An 18,595-nucleotide genomic window follows, 5' to 3' on the forward strand; every position below is an offset into this window, starting at 1 on the left:
TGCCGGGCGGGCTGTGTTTTCACACATCTCGCCCGTTTGTGTTAGGGGCGCAGACGATGAGATTTCTGCGCCTCATGGACGAATAGAGGATTAAAGTGGCTCGTAAGACTCCCATTGAGCGCTACCGCAATATCGGTATTTCGGCTCACATTGACGCGGGTAAAACCACCACGACCGAGCGGATCCTGTTCTACACCGGTGTGAACCACAAGATCGGTGAAGTGCATGATGGCGCGGCCACCATGGACTGGATGGAGCAGGAGCAGGAGCGTGGCATCACGATCACCTCCGCTGCTACCACCGCCTTCTGGAAGGGCATGGGCGGCAACTACCCCGAGCACCGCTTCAACATCATCGACACCCCGGGCCACGTGGACTTCACCATCGAGGTGGAGCGTTCCATGCGCGTGCTGGACGGCGCATGCATGGTCTACTGCGCAGTGGGTGGCGTGCAGCCGCAGTCGGAAACCGTCTGGCGTCAGGCCAACAAGTACGGCGTGCCGCGTCTGGCGTTCGTCAACAAGATGGACCGTACCGGCGCGAACTTCTTCAAGGTCTACGACCAGCTGAAGACCCGCCTGAAGGCCAACCCGGTGCCCGTGGTGGTGCCGATCGGCGCTGAAGACGGCTTCCAGGGCGTCGTCGATCTGCTGGAAATGAAGGCGATCATCTGGGACGAAGCCAGCCAGGGCGTGAAGTTCGAGTACCAGGACATCCCGGCCGAACTGCAGGCTACCGCTGACGAATGGCGCGAGAAGATGGTCGAGTCCGCCGCCGAAGCCAGCGAAGAGCTGATGGAAAAGTACCTGGGCGGCGAAGAGCTGACCCGCGCCGAGATCGTCAAGGCGCTGCGTGACCGTACCATCGCCTGCGAAATCCAGCCGATGCTGTGCGGCACCGCGTTCAAGAACAAGGGCGTGCAGCGTATGCTCGACGCCGTGATCGATTTCCTGCCGTCGCCGGTCGATATTCCGCCGGTCAAGGGCGTGGACGAGCGCGACGACGAGAAGAAGCTCGAGCGCAAGGCCGACGACAACGAGAAGTTCTCGGCGCTGGCGTTCAAGATCATGACCGACCCGTTCGTCGGCCAGCTGATCTTCTTCCGCGTCTACTCGGGCAAGATCAATTCGGGCGACACCGTGTACAACCCGGTGAAGCAGAAGAAGGAGCGTCTGGGCCGTATTCTGCAGATGCACGCCAACCAGCGCGAGGAAATCAAGGAAGTGCTGGCCGGCGACATCGCCGCTGCCGTGGGCCTGAAGGACGCCACCACGGGCGACACGCTGTGCGATCCGGCTGCACCGATCGTGCTCGAGCGCATGGTGTTCCCGGAGCCGGTGATCTCGCAGGCTGTCGAGCCGAAGACCAAGGCCGACCAGGAAAAGATGGGCATCGCCCTGAACCGCCTGGCCGCCGAAGATCCGTCGTTCCGCGTGCGTACCGATGAAGAATCGGGCCAGACCATCATTTCGGGCATGGGCGAGCTCCACCTCGAAATTCTGGTCGACCGCATGAAGCGCGAATTCGGCGTGGAAGCCAACATCGGCGCGCCGCAAGTGGCCTACCGCGAAACCATCCGCAAGAAGGCTGAAGACGTCGAAGGCAAGTTCGTCAAGCAGTCGGGCGGTCGCGGCCAGTACGGTCACGCAGTGATCACGCTGGAACCGCAAGAGCCGGGCAAGGGCTTCGAATTCATCGACGCCATTAAGGGCGGTGTGATTCCTCGCGAATACATCCCTGCGGTCGAAAAGGGTATCGTCGACACGCTGCCGTCCGGCATTCTGGCGGGCTTCCCGGTGGTCGACGTGAAGGTGACGCTGACGTTCGGTTCGTACCACGATGTGGACTCGAACGAAAACGCGTTCCGCATGGCCGGCTCGATGGCTTTCAAGGAAGCCATGCGCAAGGCCAGCCCGGTTCTGCTCGAGCCGATGATGGCCGTGGAAGTGGAAACGCCGGAAGACTACACCGGTACCGTGATGGGCGACCTGTCGTCCCGCCGCGGCATCGTGCAGGGCATGGACGACATGGTTGGCGGCGGCAAGATCATCAAGGCCGAAGTCCCGCTGTCGGAAATGTTCGGTTATTCCACGTCGCTGCGCTCGGCCACGCAAGGCCGCGCCACGTACACGATGGAATTCAAGCACTACGCCGAAGCACCGAAGAACATCGCCGAAGCCGTGATGACGGCCAAGGGCAAGTAATAGAAGTTCCGCCGCCGTGCGGTTACGCACGGCGGCGCAATGAATCGAATCAGACTGCATTCCATTAGGAGCTGAAACATGGCAAAGGAAAAGTTCGAGCGGACTAAGCCGCACGTGAACGTAGGTACGATTGGTCACGTTGACCATGGCAAGACGACGCTGACGGCGGCGATTGCAACGGTGCTGGCCGCGAAGTTCGGTGGTGCCGCGAAGAAGTACGACGAAATCGACGCAGCGCCGGAAGAAAAGGCACGCGGTATCACGATCAACACCGCACACGTGGAATACGAGACGGCCAACCGCCACTACGCCCACGTTGACTGCCCGGGCCACGCCGACTATGTGAAGAACATGATCACGGGCGCCGCGCAGATGGACGGCGCGATCCTGGTTTGCTCGGCAGCTGACGGCCCGATGCCGCAAACGCGCGAGCACATCCTGCTGGCCCGTCAGGTTGGCGTGCCTTACATCATCGTGTTCCTGAACAAGTGCGACATGGTGGACGACGCCGAGCTGCTCGAGCTGGTGGAAATGGAAGTGCGCGAGCTGCTGTCGAAGTACGAGTTCCCGGGCGACGACACGCCGATCATCAAGGGTTCGGCCAAGCTGGCGCTGGAAGGCGACAAGGGCGAGCTGGGCGAAGTGGCGATCATGAACCTGGCCGACGCGCTGGACACGTACATCCCGACGCCGGAGCGCGCCGTGGACGGTACGTTCCTGATGCCGGTGGAAGACGGGTTCTCGATCTCGGGTCGCGGCACGGTGGTGACCGGTCGTATCGAGCGTGGCGTGATCAAGGTCGGTGAGGAAATCGAAATCGTGGGTATCCGCCCGACGGTCAAGACCACCTGCACCGGCGTGGAAATGTTCCGCAAGCTGCTGGACCAAGGTCAGGCAGGCGACAACGTGGGTCTGCTGCTGCGCGGCACGAAGCGCGAAGACGTGGAGCGCGGCCAAGTGCTGTGCAAGCCGGGTTCGATCAAGCCGCACACGCACTTCACCGGTGAGGTGTACATCCTGTCGAAGGACGAAGGTGGCCGTCACACGCCGTTCTTCAACAACTACCGCCCGCAGTTCTATTTCCGTACGACCGACGTGACCGGCTCGATCGAGCTGCCGAAGGACAAGGAAATGGTCATGCCGGGTGACAACGTGTCGATCACCGTCAAGCTGATCGCCCCGATCGCCATGGAAGAAGGCCTGCGCTTCGCTATCCGCGAAGGCGGTCGTACCGTCGGCGCCGGCGTTGTGGCAAAGATCCTCGACTAAGCTATCGTCCTGGGGCATGCCTGCGGGCATGTCCCCTATAATCCGGGCTCATCGCCCATCGCTCTTTTAAGGAACAATCATGCAGAACCAGAAGATCCGTATCCGCTTGAAGGCTTTCGACTACCGTCTGATCGACCAGTCGGCCGCTGAGATCGTGGATACCGCCAAGCGTACCGGTGCCATCGTCAAGGGTCCCGTGCCCCTGCCGACCCGCATCCAGCGCTTCGATATCCTGCGTTCGCCGCACGTCAACAAGACCAGCCGCGATCAGTTCGAGATCCGCACTCACCAGCGCCTGATGGACATCGTCGATCCGACGGACAAGACCGTCGACGCGCTGATGAAGCTCGACCTGCCGGCCGGCGTGGACGTCGAGATCAAGGTGTAAGGATGTTTTGGGCCGGCTTGTCCGGTCCGATGCAGCAAAAAAGGCGAACTTCGGTTCGCCTTTTTTGTTTGGGCGCCAAGGTTGCGCCATGCATTCTCCAACCGCATTCCTCAGCCGCGGCCACGCCTTTGCAGCGTCTTGGCCGGGCATTCGCCGAACGCGCGCCGATATTCCGCGCTGAATCGTCCCAGATGCGAAAAGCCCCAGCGCAACGCTGCGCTCGTCACTGAAGTGAGCGCCGGATCGTTGAGCAGATCCTGCCGTACCCGTTCCAGCCGCACCGTGCGTAGATAGGCCATCGGGCTCAGGCCGCGATGTTCGCGAAATCCCGCATACAAGCTGCGCAAGCTCACGCCGGCCAGCTCGGCCAGAAACGCCGGCGTCAGCGGCGCGTCGGCATGCGCGTGAATATGTTCCTCGACCACCTTCACATGTCGCGGCGCCAGCGGTTTGCCGTTCTCGCGCAGCCTGTCCGAAAGACTGTGCGGCTGGCACGTCAGCAGCGCGCCTATCACCAACTGTTCCAGCTGGCACGCGGTCAGCGGATGACTGATCGTTTCCGGCGCGTGGGCCAACGTCTGCGCCAGATACTGCATCAGTGCATGCCAGCCGGTACCTCGCCATGCCATGTCGAGCCGGAAACGCAGCGGCTGATTGGGCTTGTGTCCCACATATGCGGAACAGATTCGCTCGAGCGCGCTTCGCTCGATGCGCACAATCAACTGGTCGTTGTCGGCGCTCCAGCGCATCCGCAACGCTTCGCTTGGCGTGAGCACGGATGCCAGCGCCGCATCCGAAACAATGTGCTGGCTGCCGCAATGGATATCGGCCTGACCCGCCATCGGCATCTGCACGAGGAGGAAATCGCCGAGCGGCCCGGGGTCGATCGTCACGTCGCCGCCATAAGAGAGCCGATTGAACGACACCGACCCGAGTGGGGCATGGTGCATGCGCGCATGCAGCGAGCCGCCGTGCAGGGTTAGCCGATGGGGTTTGAAGACTGACCCGACGCGCGCGCGCGTGGTGTCGAGATCGACGGTGTCGAATACGCGCCGCGCAGTGTCGTGCAGCAGCGCTTCTGTCAGCGGTGTCGCAGGCGGGGCAGTCGGGGGCATCGGCAGCATGTCTCGCTCCTGGCGGGGCCGGCCCTGACGCTGCCGCCTCCCCGAAGCCGCCCGGGCAAGCGTGCGCGCCAGATGATTCCGGCGGCGATCCGCCGTCTCGCGCGGGGTGCGTGGCGGTAAATCGCTGCGCACCACTATAGCGGATTCGTCGGCGTCCCCGCACGGCCGCTTGTACAGCGACACACTTTCCTGCACTAATTGGATAACCGCTGCATCCGGCGGCTAGTTTGCTGCGCTGCGGGTCGTCCATGCTGGAAGCAAGGGCTGACACGCACGCGGTGGCCATTACCACCTACAGGAGAAAAAACATGGGCCAGACCATCCAGATCCAGACCCAGGACGGCAGTTTCACCGGATATCTCGCCACCCCGGCGGCGGGCAAGGGCCCGGGCATCGTGCTGTGCCAGGAGATCTTTGGCGTCAATTCGACCATGCGCAACGTGGCGGACTACTACGCCGAAGAGGGCTACACGGTGCTGGTGCCCGATCTGTTCTGGCGCATCGCGCCCGGCATCGAGCTGGACGAACGCAAGGATTTTCCGCGTGCGCTGGAGCTTTACCAGCAATTCGATGAGGACAAGGGCGTGCAGGACGTCGGCGCGGCGCTGCGCGCCCTGCGCGAGCGCGGTGAGTGTGTCGGCCAGACAGGTGTCTTGGGATTCTGCCTGGGCGGCAAGCTTGCCTACCTGGCCGCGTGCCGGCTGCCCGACGTGGCGTGCGCGGTGGGCTACTACGGGGTTGGCATCGAGCGCGCGCTGGACGAGGCCGCCAACATCCGCGGCCGGCTTGTGCTGCATGTGGCAGAGCGGGATGGCTTCTGCCCGCCCGAAGCGCAGGCGCGCATCCGCGAGGCGCTGCAAGATCGGCCCAACATCGAGATGTATGTGTACGCCGGCATGGACCACGCATTCGCGCGGGCGGGCGGCGAGCATTTCGACAAGGCGTCGGCGTTGATGGCGCATCAGCGGTCGATCGCGGCATTCCGCACAGAAATGGGCCCGCATTACGACTTCTCCGCGCTATGGGACAAGCATTGCGAATACGAATTCGCGGTCCGCGATGTCGATGCCACCATGGCAACGATGGTCGGGGAACCCTATGTGAACCACATCCCGACGATGACCGGGGGTGTCGGCTACCGCCAGCTCAAGCGCTTCTATCAGCATCACTTCGTCCACAGCAATCCGCCGGACACCACGCTGATTCCGCTGTCGCGCACGATCGGCGCCAACCAGGTGGTCGACGAGATGCTGTTCTGCTTCACCCATACGTGCGAGATCGACTGGATGCTGCCCGGCGTGCCGCCGACCGGCAAGCGAGTCGAAATACCGCTGATCGCGATCGTGAAGTTCCGCGGCGACAAGCTGTACCACGAGCATATCTACTGGGACCAGGCCAGCGTGCTGGTGCAGATCGGTTTGCTGGACCCGAAGGGTTTGCCGGTGGCCGGCGTCGAGACCGCGCGCAAGCTGCTCGACGAGACACTGCCATCGAACACGCTGATGCCGCGCTGGCGCGAAAGCGAAGGCAAATGACGGCCTGAAACCGGCCGCAAACCACGGGCGGCACGCTGATGCCGCCCGGTATTTCCAACGAGGAGACACCACCATGAAGGGCTTGCAGGACAAGGTCGCGATTGTGACGGGAGGCGCCACGCTGATCGGCGTCGGCGTGGCGCGTGCATTTGTGGACGCAGGCGCCCGAGTGGCGATCCTCGACATCGACGCCGCGGCGGGCGAGCGGGCCGCGACATCGCTGGGATCGAACGCGATGTTCGTGCATACCGATATCACGCAGGACGCGCAGATCCGCGATGCGATCGGGCGCGTGGCGGAGCGCTTCGGCGCCATCGATATCCTGGTCAATCTGGCCTGCACTTATCTCGACGACGGCTTTCAATCGCCGCGTGCCGACTGGCTGGCCGCACTCGACGTGAATGTGGTGTCCAGCGTGATGGTGGCACAGGCAGTGCATCCGCATATGCGGGCGCGCGGCGGCGGAGCGATCGTCAACTTCACCAGCATTTCGGCGCGCGTCGCGCAAACTGGGCGCTGGCTATATCCCGTTTCGAAAGCGGCGACGGCGCAGCTGACGCGCAGCATGGCGATGGACCTCGCGCGGGACCGCATCCGCGTCAATGCCGTATCGCCCGGATGGACCTGGTGCAGGCTGATGGACGAAGTCAGCGGCGGCAATCGCGCCCGCACCGATGCCGTGGCCGCGCCGTTCCATCTGCTTGGGCGCGTCGGCGAGCCGGACGAAGTTGCGCAGGTGGTGCTGTTCCTGTGCTCCGATCACGCGAGTTTTGTCACCGGCGCCGACTATGCGGTGGACGGCGGGTATTCCGCCATGGGGCCGGAGCAGAATGCGCCCGCCATCGGCAAGCTGGCCGGTTGACCGCACCTTCCAATAACGACCACGGAGACAATCATGGGCCAACGTATTGCAATTGTCGGCGCCGGCCAGTCCGGTTTGCAGATGGCCTTGGGGCTGCAGGCCAACGGCTACCGCGTGACGCTGCTATCCAACCGTACGCCGGATCAGATTCGCGCCGGAAAGGTGATGTCCAGCCAATGCATGTTCGATCGCGCCTTGCAGACTGAGCGGGAACTGGGTTTGAACTGGTGGGAAGACAGCTGCCCGTCGGTGGAGGGCATCGGGCTGGCCATTCCGCATCCGGAGCAACCGGGCGCGAAGGTGATCGATTGGGCCGCGCGGCTGCATCGCCCCGCGCAGGCCGTGGATCAGCGACTGAAAATGCCGGCGTGGATGGACGCCTTTGTCGCGCGCGGCGGAGACTTGCGCATTGTCGATGTGGGCCTGGACGAACTGGAGGCATTGACTGTCGAGCATGATCTCGTGCTGCTTGCGGCCGGCAAGGGTGAAATCGTCAGTCGTTTTGAGCGCGATGCCGACCGTAGCCCGTTCACCGCGCCGCAGCGTGCGCTGGCGCTTACCTACGTGACGGGCATGACGCCGCGCCAGCCGTTCTCGCGCGTTTGTTTCAATCTCATCCCCGGTGTCGGCGAGTACTTCGTCTTCCCAGCGCTCACGCTGTCGGGCCCATGCGAAATCATGGTGTTCGAAGGCATTCCCGGCGGCCCCATGGACCGCTGGGCCGAGGCGCGCACGCCCGAAGCCCACCTGCAGGAGAGCCTGCGCATCTTGCGTACATATCTGCCGTGGGAGGCAGAGCGTTGCGAGGACGTGTCGTTGACCGATGCCAACGGCGTCCTGTCCGGTCGATTTGCGCCGACCGTGCGCAAGCCGGTGCTGACGTTGCCTTCCGGACGACTGGTCTTCGGCATGGCCGACGCAGTGGTCGTGAACGACCCCATCACGGGGCAAGGGTCGAACAACGCGGCGAAATGCTGCAAGGTCTATCTCGACAGCATCCTCGCCCGCGAAGGTGCCCCGTTCGATGCCGACTGGATGCATGCGACGTTCGAGCGTTACTGGCAATACGCCAGCGCCGTAGTCAACTGGACCAACTCGCTGCTGACGCCGCCGCCCGCCCATATCCTGGAACTGCTCGGTGCCGCAGGCGCATCCGATGCGCTGGCCAGCCGCATTGCCAACGGCTTCGACAACCCGCCCGACTTCTTTCCGTGGTGGAGCGATCCCGCGGCCTGCCGGCAATTGATCGGCGAACAGACGGCGAAGGCCGCCTGAATGCGCGAGGCATCGGACATGGATACAGTTTCGACATCGGCGCTCGCGCCGGATCCCGCCAGCCTGCGGCGCGTATGTGGGCGATTCGCGACGGGCGTTGCCATCATTGGCGCACGTACGGCGCAAAACCAGGCGGTGGGGCTGACCGTCAATTCGTTTGGATCAGTTTCGCTGGAGCCGCCGCTGATCGTGTGGAACCTCGCCCGGCGCTCACCCAATGCGGGTTTGTTCACGGTGGGCGCGCCATTCGGCGTCAGCATCCTGCGCGCCGGTCACGACGACCTGGCGCGCAGGTTCGCGCAGCCCTTGCCCGACAAGTTCGCTGGCGTCGCGCATTGGCGGTGTCCGGCCGGCGTGCCGTATCTGCAGGAGGCGCTCGCCACGCTGGCATGCGCCGTGGTGCAGGCTGAGCCGGTCGGCGATCACCTGCTGATCGTCGGATCCGTGCGCGAAATCGCCGCGTCGGAAGGCGATCCACTGGTGTTCTACGGCGGCGCATTCGCCCGTCTGACTGCCTGAGAGCGCGGCATCGGCTGCGATCGAGCCGCGGCGAGTCGACTTTTCGTCGCAATTTCGTCGAATTCTGTGTCAACGGCCCACGCCTGCAACAGTATTCAGCAGACCAACTTGCCCTTTCCAAATGACTGAGTTATAGTGTAAGGCTACCCGTTTCTCCGGGTAGTGGGGACCGTTTTGGTCATGCGCAATCCTTTTCGCGCACCCGCACTCACACAGTTTTCGTGTATCAATCAGCCCCGGCCAATCGCAGCTGGGAATGGAGCAAACCATGAGCCTTGGCCTTGTAGGTCGCAAGGTTGGCATGACCCGTATTTTCACGGACGACGGTGATTCGATTCCCGTTACCGTGGTCGAGGTCGGCGACAACCGCGTGACGCAAATCAAGACGGACGAGACCGACGGTTATACCGCGGTTCAAGTCACCTTCGGCAGCCGACGCGCAAGCCGCGTTACCAAGCCGCTGGCGGGTCACCTCGCCAAAGCCGGTGTGGAAGCTGGCGAAGTCATCAAAGAATTCCGCATCGATGCAGCCAAGGCTGCCGAGCTGCAAGCTGGCAGCTCGCTGTCCGTCGACCTGTTCCAGGTTGGCCAGAAGATCGACGTGCAGGGCGTGAGCATCGGTAAGGGCTACGCCGGTACCATCAAGCGCTACCACTTCGCTTCGGGTCGTGCCACCCACGGTAACTCGCGTTCGCACAATGTGCCGGGTTCCATCGGTATGGCGCAGGATCCGGGTCGCGTGTTCCCTGGCAAGCGCATGACGGGTCACCTCGGTGATGTCACCCGTACCGTTCAAAACCTCGAGATCGCCAAGATCGACGCAGAGCGCAAGCTGCTGCTGGTCAAGGGCGCCATCCCCGGTTCCAAGGGCGGCAAGGTCATCGTGACCCCGGCCGTCAAGGCCAAAGCTTAAGGAGCGCATGTAATGGAACTCAAGCTCCTCCAGGACAACGGTCAAATCGGCGCCGGCGTCGCAGCCTCGCCCGAAGTGTTCGGCCGTGACTACAACGAAGCGCTGGTTCACCAGATCGTCGTGGCCTACCAGGCCAACGCACGTAGCGGTAACCGCAAGCAGAAAGACCGCGAAGAGGTCAAGCACACGACCAAGAAGCCGTGGCGCCAGAAGGGTACGGGCCGTGCTCGTGCCGGTATGTCGTCGTCGCCGCTGTGGCGTGGCGGTGGCCGCATCTTCCCGAATTCGCCGGAAGAGAACTTCAGCCAGAAGGTCAACAAGAAGATGTTCCGTGCCGGTATGCGCTCGATTTACTCGCAGCTCGCACGTGAAGGTCGTATCAATGTGGTGGACGGTTTCGCTGTCGACGCACCCAAGACCAAGCTGCTGGCCGACAAGTTCAAGGCCATGGGCCTGGACTCGGTGCTGATCATTACCGACAGCCTCGACGAGAACCTCTACCTGGCTTCGCGCAACCTGCCGAACGTGGCAGTCGTGGAGCCGCGTCACGCTGATCCCCTGTCGCTCGTGCACTACAAGAAGGTGCTGGTGACGAAGGCAGCTGTCGCGCAGATCGAGGAGTTGCTGAAATGACGCAAGTAGCCAAGAACGATCATCGTTTGATGCAGGTGCTGCTCGCGCCGGTGGTTTCCGAAAAGGCAACCCTGGTCGCCGACAAGAATGAACAGGTTGTGTTCGAAGTGGCTCGCGACGCCAACAAGGCAGAAGTGAAGGCCGCCGTCGAACTGCTGTTCAAGGTCGAGGTGCAGTCCGTTCAGATCCTGAACCAGAAGGGCAAGCAAAAGCGCTTCGGCCGTTTCATGGGCCGTCGCAACCACGTGAAGAAGGCTTACGTGGCGCTGAAGCCGGGTCAGGAAATCAATTTTGAAGCGGAGGCCAAGTAATCATGGCACTCGTCAAGACCAAGCCGACTTCCCCGGGCCGTCGCTCGATGGTGAAGGTCGTTAACCGCGACCTGCACAAGGGTGCCCCGCACGCTCCGCTGCTGGAAAAGCAATTCCAGAAGTCGGGCCGTAACAACAATGGCCACATCACCACCCGTCACAAGGGCGGTGGTCATAAGCACCACTACCGTGTGGTCGACTTCAAGCGCAACGACAAGGACGGCATCCCCGCCAAGGTCGAGCGCCTGGAATACGATCCGAACCGCAGCGCGAATATCGCGCTGGTGCTGTTCGCCGACGGCGAGCGCCGCTACATCATCGCCACCAAGGGCATGGTAGCTGGCCAGGCCCTGATGAACGGCTCGGAAGCGCCGATCAAGGCTGGTAACAACCTGCCGATCCGCAACATTCCGGTCGGTACCACGATCAACAACGTGGAAATGCTGCCGGGCAAGGGCGCGCAGATCGCGCGTGCTGCTGGTGGTTCCGCCGTGCTGCTGGCCCGTGAAGGCCTGTACGCTCAAGTGCGTCTGCGCTCCGGTGAAGTGCGTCGCGTGCATATCGAATGCCGCGCCACCATCGGTGAAGTGGGTAACGAAGAGCACAGCCTGCGCGTGATCGGCAAGGCCGGTGCAACGCGCTGGCGCGGTATTCGCCCGACCGTTCGCGGCGTGGTGATGAACCCGGTGGATCACCCGCACGGTGGTGGTGAAGGCAAGACCGCTGCCGGTCGCGATCCTGTATCGCCGTGGGGTACCCCGACCAAGGGTTACCGTACCCGCAGCAACAAGCGCACGGACAGCATGATCGTCCAGCGCCGCCACAAGCGCTAATCGGTAGGTAGGAGCTAAAGATATGACTCGTTCCGCAAAAAAGGGTCCGTTCTGCGACGACCACCTGCTGAAAAAGGTGGAAGCGGCCGTAGGCGGCAAGGACAAGAAGCCCATCAAGACATGGTCGCGCCGTTCGACGATCATGCCTGATTTCATCGGCCTGACGATCGCCGTTCACAACGGCCGTCAACACGTGCCGGTGTACGTGACGGAAAACATGGTTGGCCACAAGCTCGGCGAATTTGCGATCACTCGCACGTTCAAGGGCCACGCGGCTGACAAGAAAGCGAAGAGGTAAGGTGCCATCATGGAAGTGAAAGCGATTCATCGCGGTGCCCGCATCTCCGCCCAGAAAACGCGTCTGGTCGCTGACCAGATCCGCGGTCTGCCGATTGAGCGTGCGCTCAACATCCTGGCGTTCAGCCCGAAGAAGGCTGCCGGGATCGTGAAGAAGGTGGTCGAATCGGCCATCGCCAACGCCGAGCACAACGAAGGCGCCGACATTGACGAGCTGAAGGTCAAATCGATCTACGTCGACAAGGCAACCTCGCTCAAGCGCTTCACCGCACGGGCGAAGGGCCGCGGCAACCGCATCGAGAAACAAACCTGTCACATCACTGTGACGCTCGGCAACTAAGGAGTCACGATGGGACAGAAGATTCATCCGACTGGCTTCCGTCTGGCCGTCAGCCGCAACTGGGCTTCGCGTTGGTACGCCAACAACACGAAGTTCGCCGGCATGCTGAAAGAAGACATCGAAGTTCGCGACTTCCTGAAAAAGAAGCTCAAGAACGCATCGGTTGGCCGTGTCGTGATCGAGCGTCCTGCCCGCAATGCACGCATCACCATCTACAGCTCGCGTCCGGGCGTGGTGATCGGCAAGAAGGGTGAGGACATCGAACTGCTGAAGGCCGAACTGCAGCGTCGCATGGGCGTGCCCGTGCACGTGAACATCGAGGAAATCCGCAAGCCGGAAACCGATGCGCAGCTGATCGCCGATTCGATCACGCAGCAGCTCGAGCGCCGCATCATGTTCCGTCGCGCCATGAAGCGCGCGATGCAGAACGCCATGCGTCTGGGTGCCCAAGGCATCAAGATCATGAGCTCGGGCCGTCTGAACGGTATTGAAATCGCACGTACCGAGTGGTACCGCGAAGGCCGTGTGCCCCTGCACACCCTGCGCGCCGACATCGACTACGGCTTCTCGGAAGCCGAAACCACCTACGGCATCATCGGTGTCAAGGTGTGGGTCTACAAGGGCGATCACCTGGGCCGCAACGATGCGCCCGTGGTGGAAGAGCCGCAAGAAGACCGTCGTCGTCGCCCGGGTCGTCCGGAAGGCCGCCGCCGTGAAGGCGAAGGCCGTCCGGCTGGCAACCGCCGCGGTGGTGCCGGTGCTGGTCGTCGTGCTGCGCCTGGCGCAGACGCGAAGAGTGGAGAATAACAATGCTGCAACCGAAGCGTAGAAAGTATCGCAAGGAGCAGAAGGGCCGCAACACGGGTAAGGCTACCCGTGGCAACGCCGTGTCTTTCGGCGAATTCGGCCTGAAGGCAATGGGCCGTGGCCGCCTGACCGCTCGTCAAATCGAGTCGGCACGTCGTGCGATGACCCGTCACATCAAGCGTGGCGGCCGCATCTGGATCCGGATCTTCCCGGACAAGCCGATCTCGAAGAAGCCTGCCGAAGTCCGTATGGGTAACGGTAAGGGCAATCCGGAATACTACGTGGCTGAAATTCAGCCGGGCAAGATGCTGTACGAAATGGATGGCGTGAGCGAAGAGCTGGCGCGTGAGGCGTTCCGCCTCGCGGCCGCCAAACTGCCGATCGCCACGAATTTCGTGGTGCGTCAGGTCGGTACGTAAGGAGATTGGGATGAAAGCATCCGAACTGCGCGGCAAGGACGCCGCAGGCCTGAATCAGGAGCTCTCCGAGCTGCTGAAGGCTCAATTTAGCCTGCGCATGCAAAAGGCCACCCAACAGCTGCAGAACACCAGCCAGCTGAAGAAGGTGCGCAAGGACATCGCGCGCGTGCAAACCGTGCTGACCGAGAAGGCGAACGCGAAATGACTGAAGCTGCGAAGACTGAAACGTCGCTTCGCCGGACCCTCGTGGGCCGTGTCGTGAGCGACAAGATGGACAAGACCGTGACGGTCCTGATCGAAAACCGCGTCAAGCACCCGCTGTACGGCAAGTACGTTCTGCGTTCGAAGAAGTACCACGCACACGACGAAGCCAATCAGTACAAGGAAGGCGACAAGGTCGAGATCCAGGAAACCCGTCCGCTGTCGCGGACCAAGTCCTGGGTTGTTTCCCGGCTGGTAGAAGCTGCTCGCGTCATCTAAGCACAACAGTGCTTTCATGACTTGCAAGTCCAGGGTTATGTTGCTATAATCCTGGACTTCCGCTTTGTTGCGTTCGTCTTTGCAGTATCACCCGGGCGGGCCCGTAAAGCGAGCCGCTGCCAGATGCCTCGATGTAAGGGGTGCTGGCACTACCGACTTCCAAGTTGATCAACCCAAACGGCGCTGGCGCAATGCCTGGCTCCGACGGGACCAAGACTGACCGGCAGTCCTCTTAAAAGAAGGCTGGCGGATTAAGTTGGGAAGATAACACCATGATTCAGACAGAAAGCCGGCTCGAAGTGGCCGATAACACTGGTGCGCGCGAAGTGCTGTGCATCAAGGTACTGGGTGGGTCCAAGCGCCGCTATGCGAGCGTGGGCGACATCATCAAGGTGACCGTGAAGGACGCAGCGCCGCGCGGTCGCGTCAAGAAGGGCGACATCTATAACGCAGTCGTCGTGCGCACCGCCAAGGGCGTGCGCCGCGCTGACGGTTCGCTCGTCAAGTTCGACAGCAATGCTGCTGTCTTGCTGAACAACAAGCTCGAGCCGATCGGCACCCGTATCTTCGGGCCGGTGACTCGTGAACTCCGTACCGAGCGCTTCATGAAGATCGTGTCGCTCGCTCCGGAAGTGCTGTAAGGAGCCGCCATGAACAAGATTCGCAAAGGCGACGAAGTCATCGTGCTGACCGGCAAGGACAAGGGCAAGCGCGGTCTCGTGCAAGCTGTGCAAGGCGACAAGCTCGTGGTTGAAGGCGTGAACGTTGCCAAGAAGCACGCTCGCCCGAACCCGATGCTTGGCACCACCGGTGGTGTGGTCGACAAGCTGATGCCGCTGCATATTTCCAACGTTGCGCTCGTGGATGCCAATGGCAAGCCGTCGCGTGTCGGTATCAAGGTCGAAGACGGCAAGCGTGTACGCGTGCTGAAGACGACCGGTGCCGTCCTGACCGCTTGATTCTGGGCACAGATAGGAGTTGAGCATGACAGCACGTCTGCAAGAGATTTACAAAGAACAGGTTGTGCCGGCGCTGATGAAGCAGTTCGGCTACAAGTCGGTTATGGAAGTGCCGCGTTTCACCAAGATCACCCTGAACATGGGTCTCGGTGAAGCCATCAATGACAAGAAAGTCATTGAACTGGCCGTTGGCGACCTGACCAAGATCGCGGGTCAAAAGCCTGTCGTGACGAAGGCCAAGAAGGCGATCGCCGGCTTCAAGATTCGTCAGGGCTACCCGATCGGTGCGATGGTGACGCTGCGCGGTGAGCGTATGTTCGAATTCCTGGATCGTTTCGTTACCGTGGCCCTGCCGCGCGTGCGTGACTTCCGTGGTGTGTCGGGCCGCTCGTTCGACGGTCGTGGCAACTACAACATCGGTGTGAAAGAGCAGATCATTTTCCCCGAAATCGAGTACGACAAGATCGACGCATTGCGTGGTCTGAACATCAGCATCACGACGACGGCTAAGAACGACGAGGAAGCCAAGGCTCTCCTGAGCGCGTTCAAGTTCCCGTTCCGTAATTAAGGGGTAACCGTGGCTAAACTGGCTCTGATTGAACGTGAGAAGAAGCGCGCAAAGCTCGTGGCAAAGTATGCCGACAAGCGCGCAAACCTCAAGGCCATTATTGACGACCAAGAAAAGTCGGAAGAAGAGCGTTATCTGGCGCGTCTCGAGCTGCAAAAGCTCCCGCGCAACGCTAACCCGACCCGTCAGCGCAATCGCTGCGCGATCACCGGTCGTCCCCGCGGTACCTTCCGCAAGTTTGGCCTGGCGCGTAACAAGATCCGTGAAATTGCCTTCAAGGGCGAGATTCCGGGTCTGACGAAAGCCAGCTGGTAATTACGCACAGGCTACAGGAGAAACAGTATGAGCATGAGCGATCCTATCGCCGATATGCTGACGCGCATCCGCAACGCCCAGGGCGTGCAGAAGGCGTCGGTGGTCATGCCCTCGTCGAAGCTGAAGGTCTCGATCGCCAAAGTCCTGAAGGACGAAGGCTACATCGACGACTACTCGGTGCAGGAAGATGGCGGCAAGGCGCAACTGACCATTGGTCTGAAGTACTACGCCGGCCGCCCGGTGATCGAGCGCATCGAACGCGTCTCGAAGCCCGGCCTGCGCGTGTACAAGGGCCGCAGCGACATCCCCCAAGTGATGAACGGCCTGGGTGTGGCAATCATCTCGACCCCGCAAGGTCTGATGACTGACCGCAAGGCACGTGCCACTGGCGTGGGCGGTGAAGTTCTCTGCTACGTCGCGTAAGGAGCAATTATGTCCCGTGTAGGTAAGGCTCCCATTGCGCTGCCGAAAGGCGCAGAAGTGAACGTGGCGGCTGGCGTGCTCTCCGTGAAGGGCCCGCTTGGCACGCTGTCCCAGCCGATTCATCAGCTGGTAAAGGTCGACGTTGCCGATGGCACGCTGACGTTTGCTCCGGTCGACGAATCGCGTGAAGCTAACGCCCTGCAAGGCACCATGCGCGCCTTGGCGGCCAACATGGTCAAGGGTGTTACGACCGGTTTCGAGCGCAAGCTGACGCTGGTTGGCGTGGGTTACCGCGCTCAACTGCAAGGCGCCGCGCTGAAGCTCCAGCTTGGTTTCTCGCACGATGTGATCCACGAAATGCCGGAAGGCGTGAAGGCCGAAACGCCGACGCAGACCGAGATCGTGATCAAGGGTGCTGACAAGCAGAAAGTCGGTCAGGTTGCCGCGGAAGTCCGCGCGTACCGTCCGCCCGAGCCCTATAAGGGCAAGGGTGTTCGCTACGCCGACGAGCGTGTCATCCTGAAGGAAACCAAGAAGAAGTAAGGGGTCCAATGATGAACAAGAAAGACGCTCGTTTGCGCCGTGCACGTCAGACCCGCGCAAAGATCGCGGAACTGAAGATCAATCGTCTGACCGTGTTCCGTACGAATTCGCATATTTACGCTCAGGTGTACTCGCCGTGCGGCACGCAAGTGCTGGCTTCGGCTTCGACCGCCGAGGCAGAAGTGCGCAAGGAACTGACCGGCAGCGGCGCTACCGTTGCTGCGGCCACCCTGGTGGGCAAGCGCGTTGCCGAGAAGGCAAAGGCTGCTGGCGTGGAAACTGTCGCGTTCGATCGCGGCGGCTTCCGCTTCCATGGCCGCGTGAAGGCCCTGGCCGACGCCGCGCGTGAAGCCGGCCTCAAGTTCTAAGCGCTCAAAGAGAGATACGTCATGGCAAAGATGCAAGCAAAAGTCCAGCAGGACGAACGCGACGACGGCCTCCGCGAGAAGATGATCTCGGTCAACCGTGTCACCAAGGTGGTGAAGGGTGGCCGTATCCTCGGTTTCGCTGCGCTGACCGTGGTGGGTGACGGCGATGGCCGCATCGGCATGGGCAAGGGCAAGGCCAAGGAAGTTCCGGTGGCCGTGCAGAAGGCAATGGACGAAGCCCGTCGCAAGATGGTCAAGGTCGCCCTGAAGAACGGCACGCTGCAGCACGAAGTCATCGGCAAGCACGGCGCTGCCAAGGTACTGATGATGCCGGCCAAGGAAGGTACCGGCGTGATCGCTGGTGGTCCGATGCGCGCGATTTTTGAAGTAATGGGCGTGACGAACGTTGTGACGAAGTCGCACGGCTCGACCAACCCTTACAACATGGTTCGCGCCACCCTCGATGGTCTGCGCAAGATGAGCACGCAGGCAGAAATCGCTGCCAAGCGCGGCAAGTCGGTCGAAGACATCCTCGGCTAAGGTGAACGAAATGTCGCAGAAAACCGTAAAAGTGCAACTCGTGCGCAGCCTGATCGGCACGCGCGAGGATCATCGCGCCACCGTGCGTGGCCTGGGCCTGCGTCGCCTGAACTCCGTTTCGGAGCTGCAGGACACGCCCGCCGTGCGCGGCATGATCAACAAGGTCTCGTACCTGATTAAGGTTCTGGCCTGATCGGGACTCGGAGAGCAACATGCAACTAAATAACCTGAAACCGGCCGACGGTTCGAAGCACGCCAAGCGTCGCGTCGGCCGCGGTATCGGCTCCGGCCTGGGCAAGACGGCTGGTCGCGGTCACAAAGGTCAGAAGTCGCGTTCGGGCGGCTTCCACAAGGTCGGCTTCGAAGGCGGTCAAATGCCGCTGTATCGTCGTCTGCCGAAGCGTGGTTTTACCTCGCTGACCAAGGCCTTCACCGCTGAAGTTACCCTGCGCGACATCGAGCGCCTGGAAGCTGCCGAAGTGGACCTGCTGGTCCTGAAGCAAGCTGGCCTGGTGGGCGATCTGGTCAAGAGCGCAAAGGTCATCAAAGCCGGTGAACTGACCCGCAAGGTTACGATCAAGGGTCTGGGTGCCACTGCCGGCGCAAAGGCCGCGATCGAAGCCGCTGGCGGTCAGATCGCAGCGTAATTACGCAGTAGTATTCGCAGCAT

28 protein-coding genes are annotated in these 18,595 nt (G+C 61.8%); 27 read left to right on the plus strand and 1 reads right to left on the minus strand.

What is annotated here, in order from left to right; all coding sequences use genetic code 11:
- Positions 1 to 95 precede the first annotated feature (95 nt).
- From fusA to rpsJ, 3 genes are all read left to right on the plus strand, one after another.
- Positions 96 to 2,204: an elongation factor G gene (fusA, locus tag AC1RKI_RS24695; RefSeq protein WP_061956569.1), complete on the plus strand. Its 2,109-nt coding sequence runs from the start codon at positions 96 to 98 to the stop codon at positions 2,202 to 2,204.
- A gap of 78 nt (positions 2,205 to 2,282) precedes the next feature.
- On the plus strand, positions 2,283 to 3,473 hold the full coding sequence (tuf, locus tag AC1RKI_RS24700) for an elongation factor Tu (RefSeq protein WP_492919061.1): 1,191 nt from the start codon (positions 2,283 to 2,285) through the stop codon (positions 3,471 to 3,473).
- Between the two features lie 79 nt (positions 3,474 to 3,552).
- Positions 3,553 to 3,861: a 30S ribosomal protein S10 gene (rpsJ, locus tag AC1RKI_RS24705; RefSeq protein WP_006160488.1), complete on the plus strand. Its 309-nt coding sequence runs from the start codon at positions 3,553 to 3,555 to the stop codon at positions 3,859 to 3,861.
- A gap of 110 nt (positions 3,862 to 3,971) precedes the next feature.
- Here the strand turns inward: rpsJ and AC1RKI_RS24710 are convergent, their stop codons facing one another.
- Positions 3,972 to 4,985, minus strand: coding sequence for an AraC family transcriptional regulator (locus AC1RKI_RS24710; RefSeq protein WP_244786235.1), 1,014 nt, complete (start codon positions 4,983 to 4,985; stop codon positions 3,972 to 3,974).
- Positions 4,986 to 5,293: 308 nt separating this feature from the next.
- Here AC1RKI_RS24710 and AC1RKI_RS24715 point away from each other — a divergent pair, with 308 nt between their 5' ends.
- The 24 genes from AC1RKI_RS24715 to rplO all read left to right on the plus strand — a co-directional run bounded on the left by AC1RKI_RS24715 (position 5,294) and on the right by rplO (position 18,572).
- The gene (locus tag AC1RKI_RS24715; RefSeq protein WP_150980906.1) at positions 5,294 to 6,520 is read left to right on the plus strand and encodes a dienelactone hydrolase family protein; all 1,227 of its coding nucleotides are present in this window, start codon (positions 5,294 to 5,296) and stop codon (positions 6,518 to 6,520) included.
- Positions 6,521 to 6,593: 73 nt separating this feature from the next.
- Positions 6,594 to 7,382: an SDR family oxidoreductase gene (locus AC1RKI_RS24720; protein ID WP_244786234.1), complete on the plus strand. Its 789-nt coding sequence runs from the start codon at positions 6,594 to 6,596 to the stop codon at positions 7,380 to 7,382.
- Positions 7,383 to 7,415: 33 nt separating this feature from the next.
- Positions 7,416 to 8,657 carry a styrene monooxygenase/indole monooxygenase family protein gene (locus AC1RKI_RS24725; RefSeq protein ID WP_244786232.1) on the plus strand — a complete coding sequence of 414 codons (1,242 nt, stop codon included), beginning with the start codon at positions 7,416 to 7,418 and terminating at the stop codon, positions 8,655 to 8,657.
- Between the two features lie 18 nt (positions 8,658 to 8,675).
- Entirely contained in the window at positions 8,676 to 9,176 is a 501-nt protein-coding gene (locus AC1RKI_RS24730) for a flavin reductase family protein (protein WP_492798032.1), read from the plus strand.
- A 268-nt stretch (positions 9,177 to 9,444) separates the two neighbouring features.
- Complete coding sequence (rplC, locus tag AC1RKI_RS24735) at positions 9,445 to 10,089, plus strand: 50S ribosomal protein L3 (protein WP_008642922.1); 645 nt, start codon at positions 9,445 to 9,447, stop codon at positions 10,087 to 10,089.
- Between the two features lie 12 nt (positions 10,090 to 10,101).
- Positions 10,102 to 10,722, plus strand: a complete 621-nt coding sequence (gene rplD, locus AC1RKI_RS24740; RefSeq protein ID WP_061956559.1) for a 50S ribosomal protein L4 — start codon at positions 10,102 to 10,104, stop codon at positions 10,720 to 10,722.
- Positions 10,719 to 11,033, plus strand: coding sequence for a 50S ribosomal protein L23 (rplW, locus tag AC1RKI_RS24745; protein WP_061956557.1), 315 nt, complete (start codon positions 10,719 to 10,721; stop codon positions 11,031 to 11,033). The genes rplD and rplW overlap by 4 nt, the downstream gene beginning before the upstream one ends.
- Positions 11,034 to 11,035: 2 nt before the next feature.
- A complete protein-coding gene (gene rplB, locus AC1RKI_RS24750; RefSeq protein WP_061956555.1) occupies positions 11,036 to 11,866 on the plus strand; it encodes a 50S ribosomal protein L2 in 831 nt (276 codons plus the stop codon).
- Positions 11,867 to 11,888: 22 nt separating this feature from the next.
- Entirely contained in the window at positions 11,889 to 12,164 is a 276-nt protein-coding gene (rpsS, locus tag AC1RKI_RS24755) for a 30S ribosomal protein S19 (protein ID WP_061956553.1), read from the plus strand.
- Between the two features lie 9 nt (positions 12,165 to 12,173).
- A complete protein-coding gene (rplV, locus tag AC1RKI_RS24760) occupies positions 12,174 to 12,503 on the plus strand; it encodes a 50S ribosomal protein L22 (protein WP_061956552.1) in 330 nt (109 codons plus the stop codon).
- A 9-nt stretch (positions 12,504 to 12,512) separates the two neighbouring features.
- Positions 12,513 to 13,310 carry a 30S ribosomal protein S3 gene (rpsC, locus tag AC1RKI_RS24765; RefSeq protein ID WP_061956550.1) on the plus strand — a complete coding sequence of 266 codons (798 nt, stop codon included), beginning with the start codon at positions 12,513 to 12,515 and terminating at the stop codon, positions 13,308 to 13,310.
- Positions 13,311 to 13,312: 2 nt separating this feature from the next.
- Positions 13,313 to 13,729, plus strand: coding sequence for a 50S ribosomal protein L16 (rplP, locus tag AC1RKI_RS24770; RefSeq protein WP_006576240.1), 417 nt, complete (start codon positions 13,313 to 13,315; stop codon positions 13,727 to 13,729).
- A gap of 10 nt (positions 13,730 to 13,739) precedes the next feature.
- Positions 13,740 to 13,934: a 50S ribosomal protein L29 gene (rpmC, locus tag AC1RKI_RS24775; RefSeq protein ID WP_008642937.1), complete on the plus strand. Its 195-nt coding sequence runs from the start codon at positions 13,740 to 13,742 to the stop codon at positions 13,932 to 13,934.
- On the plus strand, positions 13,931 to 14,209 hold the full coding sequence (gene rpsQ / locus AC1RKI_RS24780) for a 30S ribosomal protein S17 (protein WP_008642939.1): 279 nt from the start codon (positions 13,931 to 13,933) through the stop codon (positions 14,207 to 14,209). The genes rpmC and rpsQ overlap by 4 nt, the downstream gene beginning before the upstream one ends.
- Positions 14,210 to 14,481: 272 nt before the next feature.
- Positions 14,482 to 14,850, plus strand: a complete 369-nt coding sequence (rplN, locus tag AC1RKI_RS24785) for a 50S ribosomal protein L14 (protein WP_019451025.1) — start codon at positions 14,482 to 14,484, stop codon at positions 14,848 to 14,850.
- Between the two features lie 9 nt (positions 14,851 to 14,859).
- Positions 14,860 to 15,168 (plus strand): 50S ribosomal protein L24, encoded by a 309-nt coding sequence (gene rplX / locus AC1RKI_RS24790; RefSeq protein WP_061956548.1) that lies wholly within the window; start codon positions 14,860 to 14,862, stop codon positions 15,166 to 15,168.
- A 25-nt stretch (positions 15,169 to 15,193) separates the two neighbouring features.
- Positions 15,194 to 15,736: a 50S ribosomal protein L5 gene (gene rplE / locus AC1RKI_RS24795; protein WP_061956546.1), complete on the plus strand. Its 543-nt coding sequence runs from the start codon at positions 15,194 to 15,196 to the stop codon at positions 15,734 to 15,736.
- A 9-nt stretch (positions 15,737 to 15,745) separates the two neighbouring features.
- On the plus strand, positions 15,746 to 16,051 hold the full coding sequence (rpsN, locus tag AC1RKI_RS24800; protein ID WP_008642942.1) for a 30S ribosomal protein S14: 306 nt from the start codon (positions 15,746 to 15,748) through the stop codon (positions 16,049 to 16,051).
- 27 nt (positions 16,052 to 16,078) lie between these two features.
- Positions 16,079 to 16,474 (plus strand): 30S ribosomal protein S8, encoded by a 396-nt coding sequence (rpsH, locus tag AC1RKI_RS24805; protein ID WP_061956544.1) that lies wholly within the window; start codon positions 16,079 to 16,081, stop codon positions 16,472 to 16,474.
- 9 nt (positions 16,475 to 16,483) lie between these two features.
- Positions 16,484 to 17,017, plus strand: a complete 534-nt coding sequence (gene rplF, locus AC1RKI_RS24810) for a 50S ribosomal protein L6 (RefSeq protein WP_061956542.1) — start codon at positions 16,484 to 16,486, stop codon at positions 17,015 to 17,017.
- 11 nt (positions 17,018 to 17,028) lie between these two features.
- Positions 17,029 to 17,385, plus strand: a complete 357-nt coding sequence (rplR, locus tag AC1RKI_RS24815; RefSeq protein ID WP_061956591.1) for a 50S ribosomal protein L18 — start codon at positions 17,029 to 17,031, stop codon at positions 17,383 to 17,385.
- A gap of 21 nt (positions 17,386 to 17,406) precedes the next feature.
- Complete coding sequence (gene rpsE, locus AC1RKI_RS24820) at positions 17,407 to 17,925, plus strand: 30S ribosomal protein S5 (RefSeq protein WP_492798026.1); 519 nt, start codon at positions 17,407 to 17,409, stop codon at positions 17,923 to 17,925.
- 10 nt (positions 17,926 to 17,935) lie between these two features.
- Positions 17,936 to 18,118, plus strand: a complete 183-nt coding sequence (gene rpmD, locus AC1RKI_RS24825; RefSeq protein WP_061956590.1) for a 50S ribosomal protein L30 — start codon at positions 17,936 to 17,938, stop codon at positions 18,116 to 18,118.
- 19 nt (positions 18,119 to 18,137) lie between these two features.
- Entirely contained in the window at positions 18,138 to 18,572 is a 435-nt protein-coding gene (gene rplO, locus AC1RKI_RS24830; RefSeq protein WP_018313957.1) for a 50S ribosomal protein L15, read from the plus strand.
- Positions 18,573 to 18,595: the final 23 nt, after the last annotated feature.

The sequence above is a fragment of the Cupriavidus sp. GW822-FHT06G04 genome, from assembly GCF_058799075.1.

Excerpts from the sequence above, each read along its gene's own strand:
- rpsQ (WP_008642939.1), top strand. The coding sequence starts at position 13,931 with ATGACTGAAGCTGCGAAGACTGAAACGTCGCTTCGCCGGACCCTCGTG.
- rplV (WP_061956552.1), top strand. The coding sequence starts at position 12,174 with ATGGAAGTGAAAGCGATTCATCGCGGTGCCCGCATCTCCGCCCAGAAA.
- rplR (WP_061956591.1), top strand. The coding sequence starts at position 17,029 with ATGAACAAGAAAGACGCTCGTTTGCGCCGTGCACGTCAGACCCGCGCA.
- rplP (WP_006576240.1), top strand. The coding sequence starts at position 13,313 with ATGCTGCAACCGAAGCGTAGAAAGTATCGCAAGGAGCAGAAGGGCCGC.
- rplO (WP_018313957.1), top strand. The coding sequence starts at position 18,138 with ATGCAACTAAATAACCTGAAACCGGCCGACGGTTCGAAGCACGCCAAG.
- AC1RKI_RS24715 (WP_150980906.1), top strand. The coding sequence starts at position 5,294 with ATGGGCCAGACCATCCAGATCCAGACCCAGGACGGCAGTTTCACCGGA.
- AC1RKI_RS24720 (WP_244786234.1), top strand. The coding sequence starts at position 6,594 with ATGAAGGGCTTGCAGGACAAGGTCGCGATTGTGACGGGAGGCGCCACG.
- rplX (WP_061956548.1), top strand. The coding sequence starts at position 14,860 with ATGAACAAGATTCGCAAAGGCGACGAAGTCATCGTGCTGACCGGCAAG.
- rplN (WP_019451025.1), top strand. The coding sequence starts at position 14,482 with ATGATTCAGACAGAAAGCCGGCTCGAAGTGGCCGATAACACTGGTGCG.
- rplW (WP_061956557.1), top strand. The coding sequence starts at position 10,719 with ATGACGCAAGTAGCCAAGAACGATCATCGTTTGATGCAGGTGCTGCTC.
- rpsE (WP_492798026.1), top strand. The coding sequence starts at position 17,407 with ATGGCAAAGATGCAAGCAAAAGTCCAGCAGGACGAACGCGACGACGGC.
- tuf (WP_492919061.1), top strand. The coding sequence starts at position 2,283 with ATGGCAAAGGAAAAGTTCGAGCGGACTAAGCCGCACGTGAACGTAGGT.
- rplF (WP_061956542.1), top strand. The coding sequence starts at position 16,484 with ATGTCCCGTGTAGGTAAGGCTCCCATTGCGCTGCCGAAAGGCGCAGAA.
- rpsJ (WP_006160488.1), top strand. The coding sequence starts at position 3,553 with ATGCAGAACCAGAAGATCCGTATCCGCTTGAAGGCTTTCGACTACCGT.
- rplC (WP_008642922.1), top strand. The coding sequence starts at position 9,445 with ATGAGCCTTGGCCTTGTAGGTCGCAAGGTTGGCATGACCCGTATTTTC.
- AC1RKI_RS24710 (WP_244786235.1), bottom strand. The coding sequence starts at position 4,985 with ATGCTGCCGATGCCCCCGACTGCCCCGCCTGCGACACCGCTGACAGAA.
- rpsC (WP_061956550.1), top strand. The coding sequence starts at position 12,513 with ATGGGACAGAAGATTCATCCGACTGGCTTCCGTCTGGCCGTCAGCCGC.
- rplD (WP_061956559.1), top strand. The coding sequence starts at position 10,102 with ATGGAACTCAAGCTCCTCCAGGACAACGGTCAAATCGGCGCCGGCGTC.
- AC1RKI_RS24730 (WP_492798032.1), top strand. The coding sequence starts at position 8,676 with ATGGATACAGTTTCGACATCGGCGCTCGCGCCGGATCCCGCCAGCCTG.
- rplB (WP_061956555.1), top strand. The coding sequence starts at position 11,036 with ATGGCACTCGTCAAGACCAAGCCGACTTCCCCGGGCCGTCGCTCGATG.
- rpsH (WP_061956544.1), top strand. The coding sequence starts at position 16,079 with ATGAGCATGAGCGATCCTATCGCCGATATGCTGACGCGCATCCGCAAC.
- rplE (WP_061956546.1), top strand. The coding sequence starts at position 15,194 with ATGACAGCACGTCTGCAAGAGATTTACAAAGAACAGGTTGTGCCGGCG.
- rpmD (WP_061956590.1), top strand. The coding sequence starts at position 17,936 with ATGTCGCAGAAAACCGTAAAAGTGCAACTCGTGCGCAGCCTGATCGGC.
- rpmC (WP_008642937.1), top strand. The coding sequence starts at position 13,740 with ATGAAAGCATCCGAACTGCGCGGCAAGGACGCCGCAGGCCTGAATCAG.
- AC1RKI_RS24725 (WP_244786232.1), top strand. The coding sequence starts at position 7,416 with ATGGGCCAACGTATTGCAATTGTCGGCGCCGGCCAGTCCGGTTTGCAG.
- rpsS (WP_061956553.1), top strand. The coding sequence starts at position 11,889 with ATGACTCGTTCCGCAAAAAAGGGTCCGTTCTGCGACGACCACCTGCTG.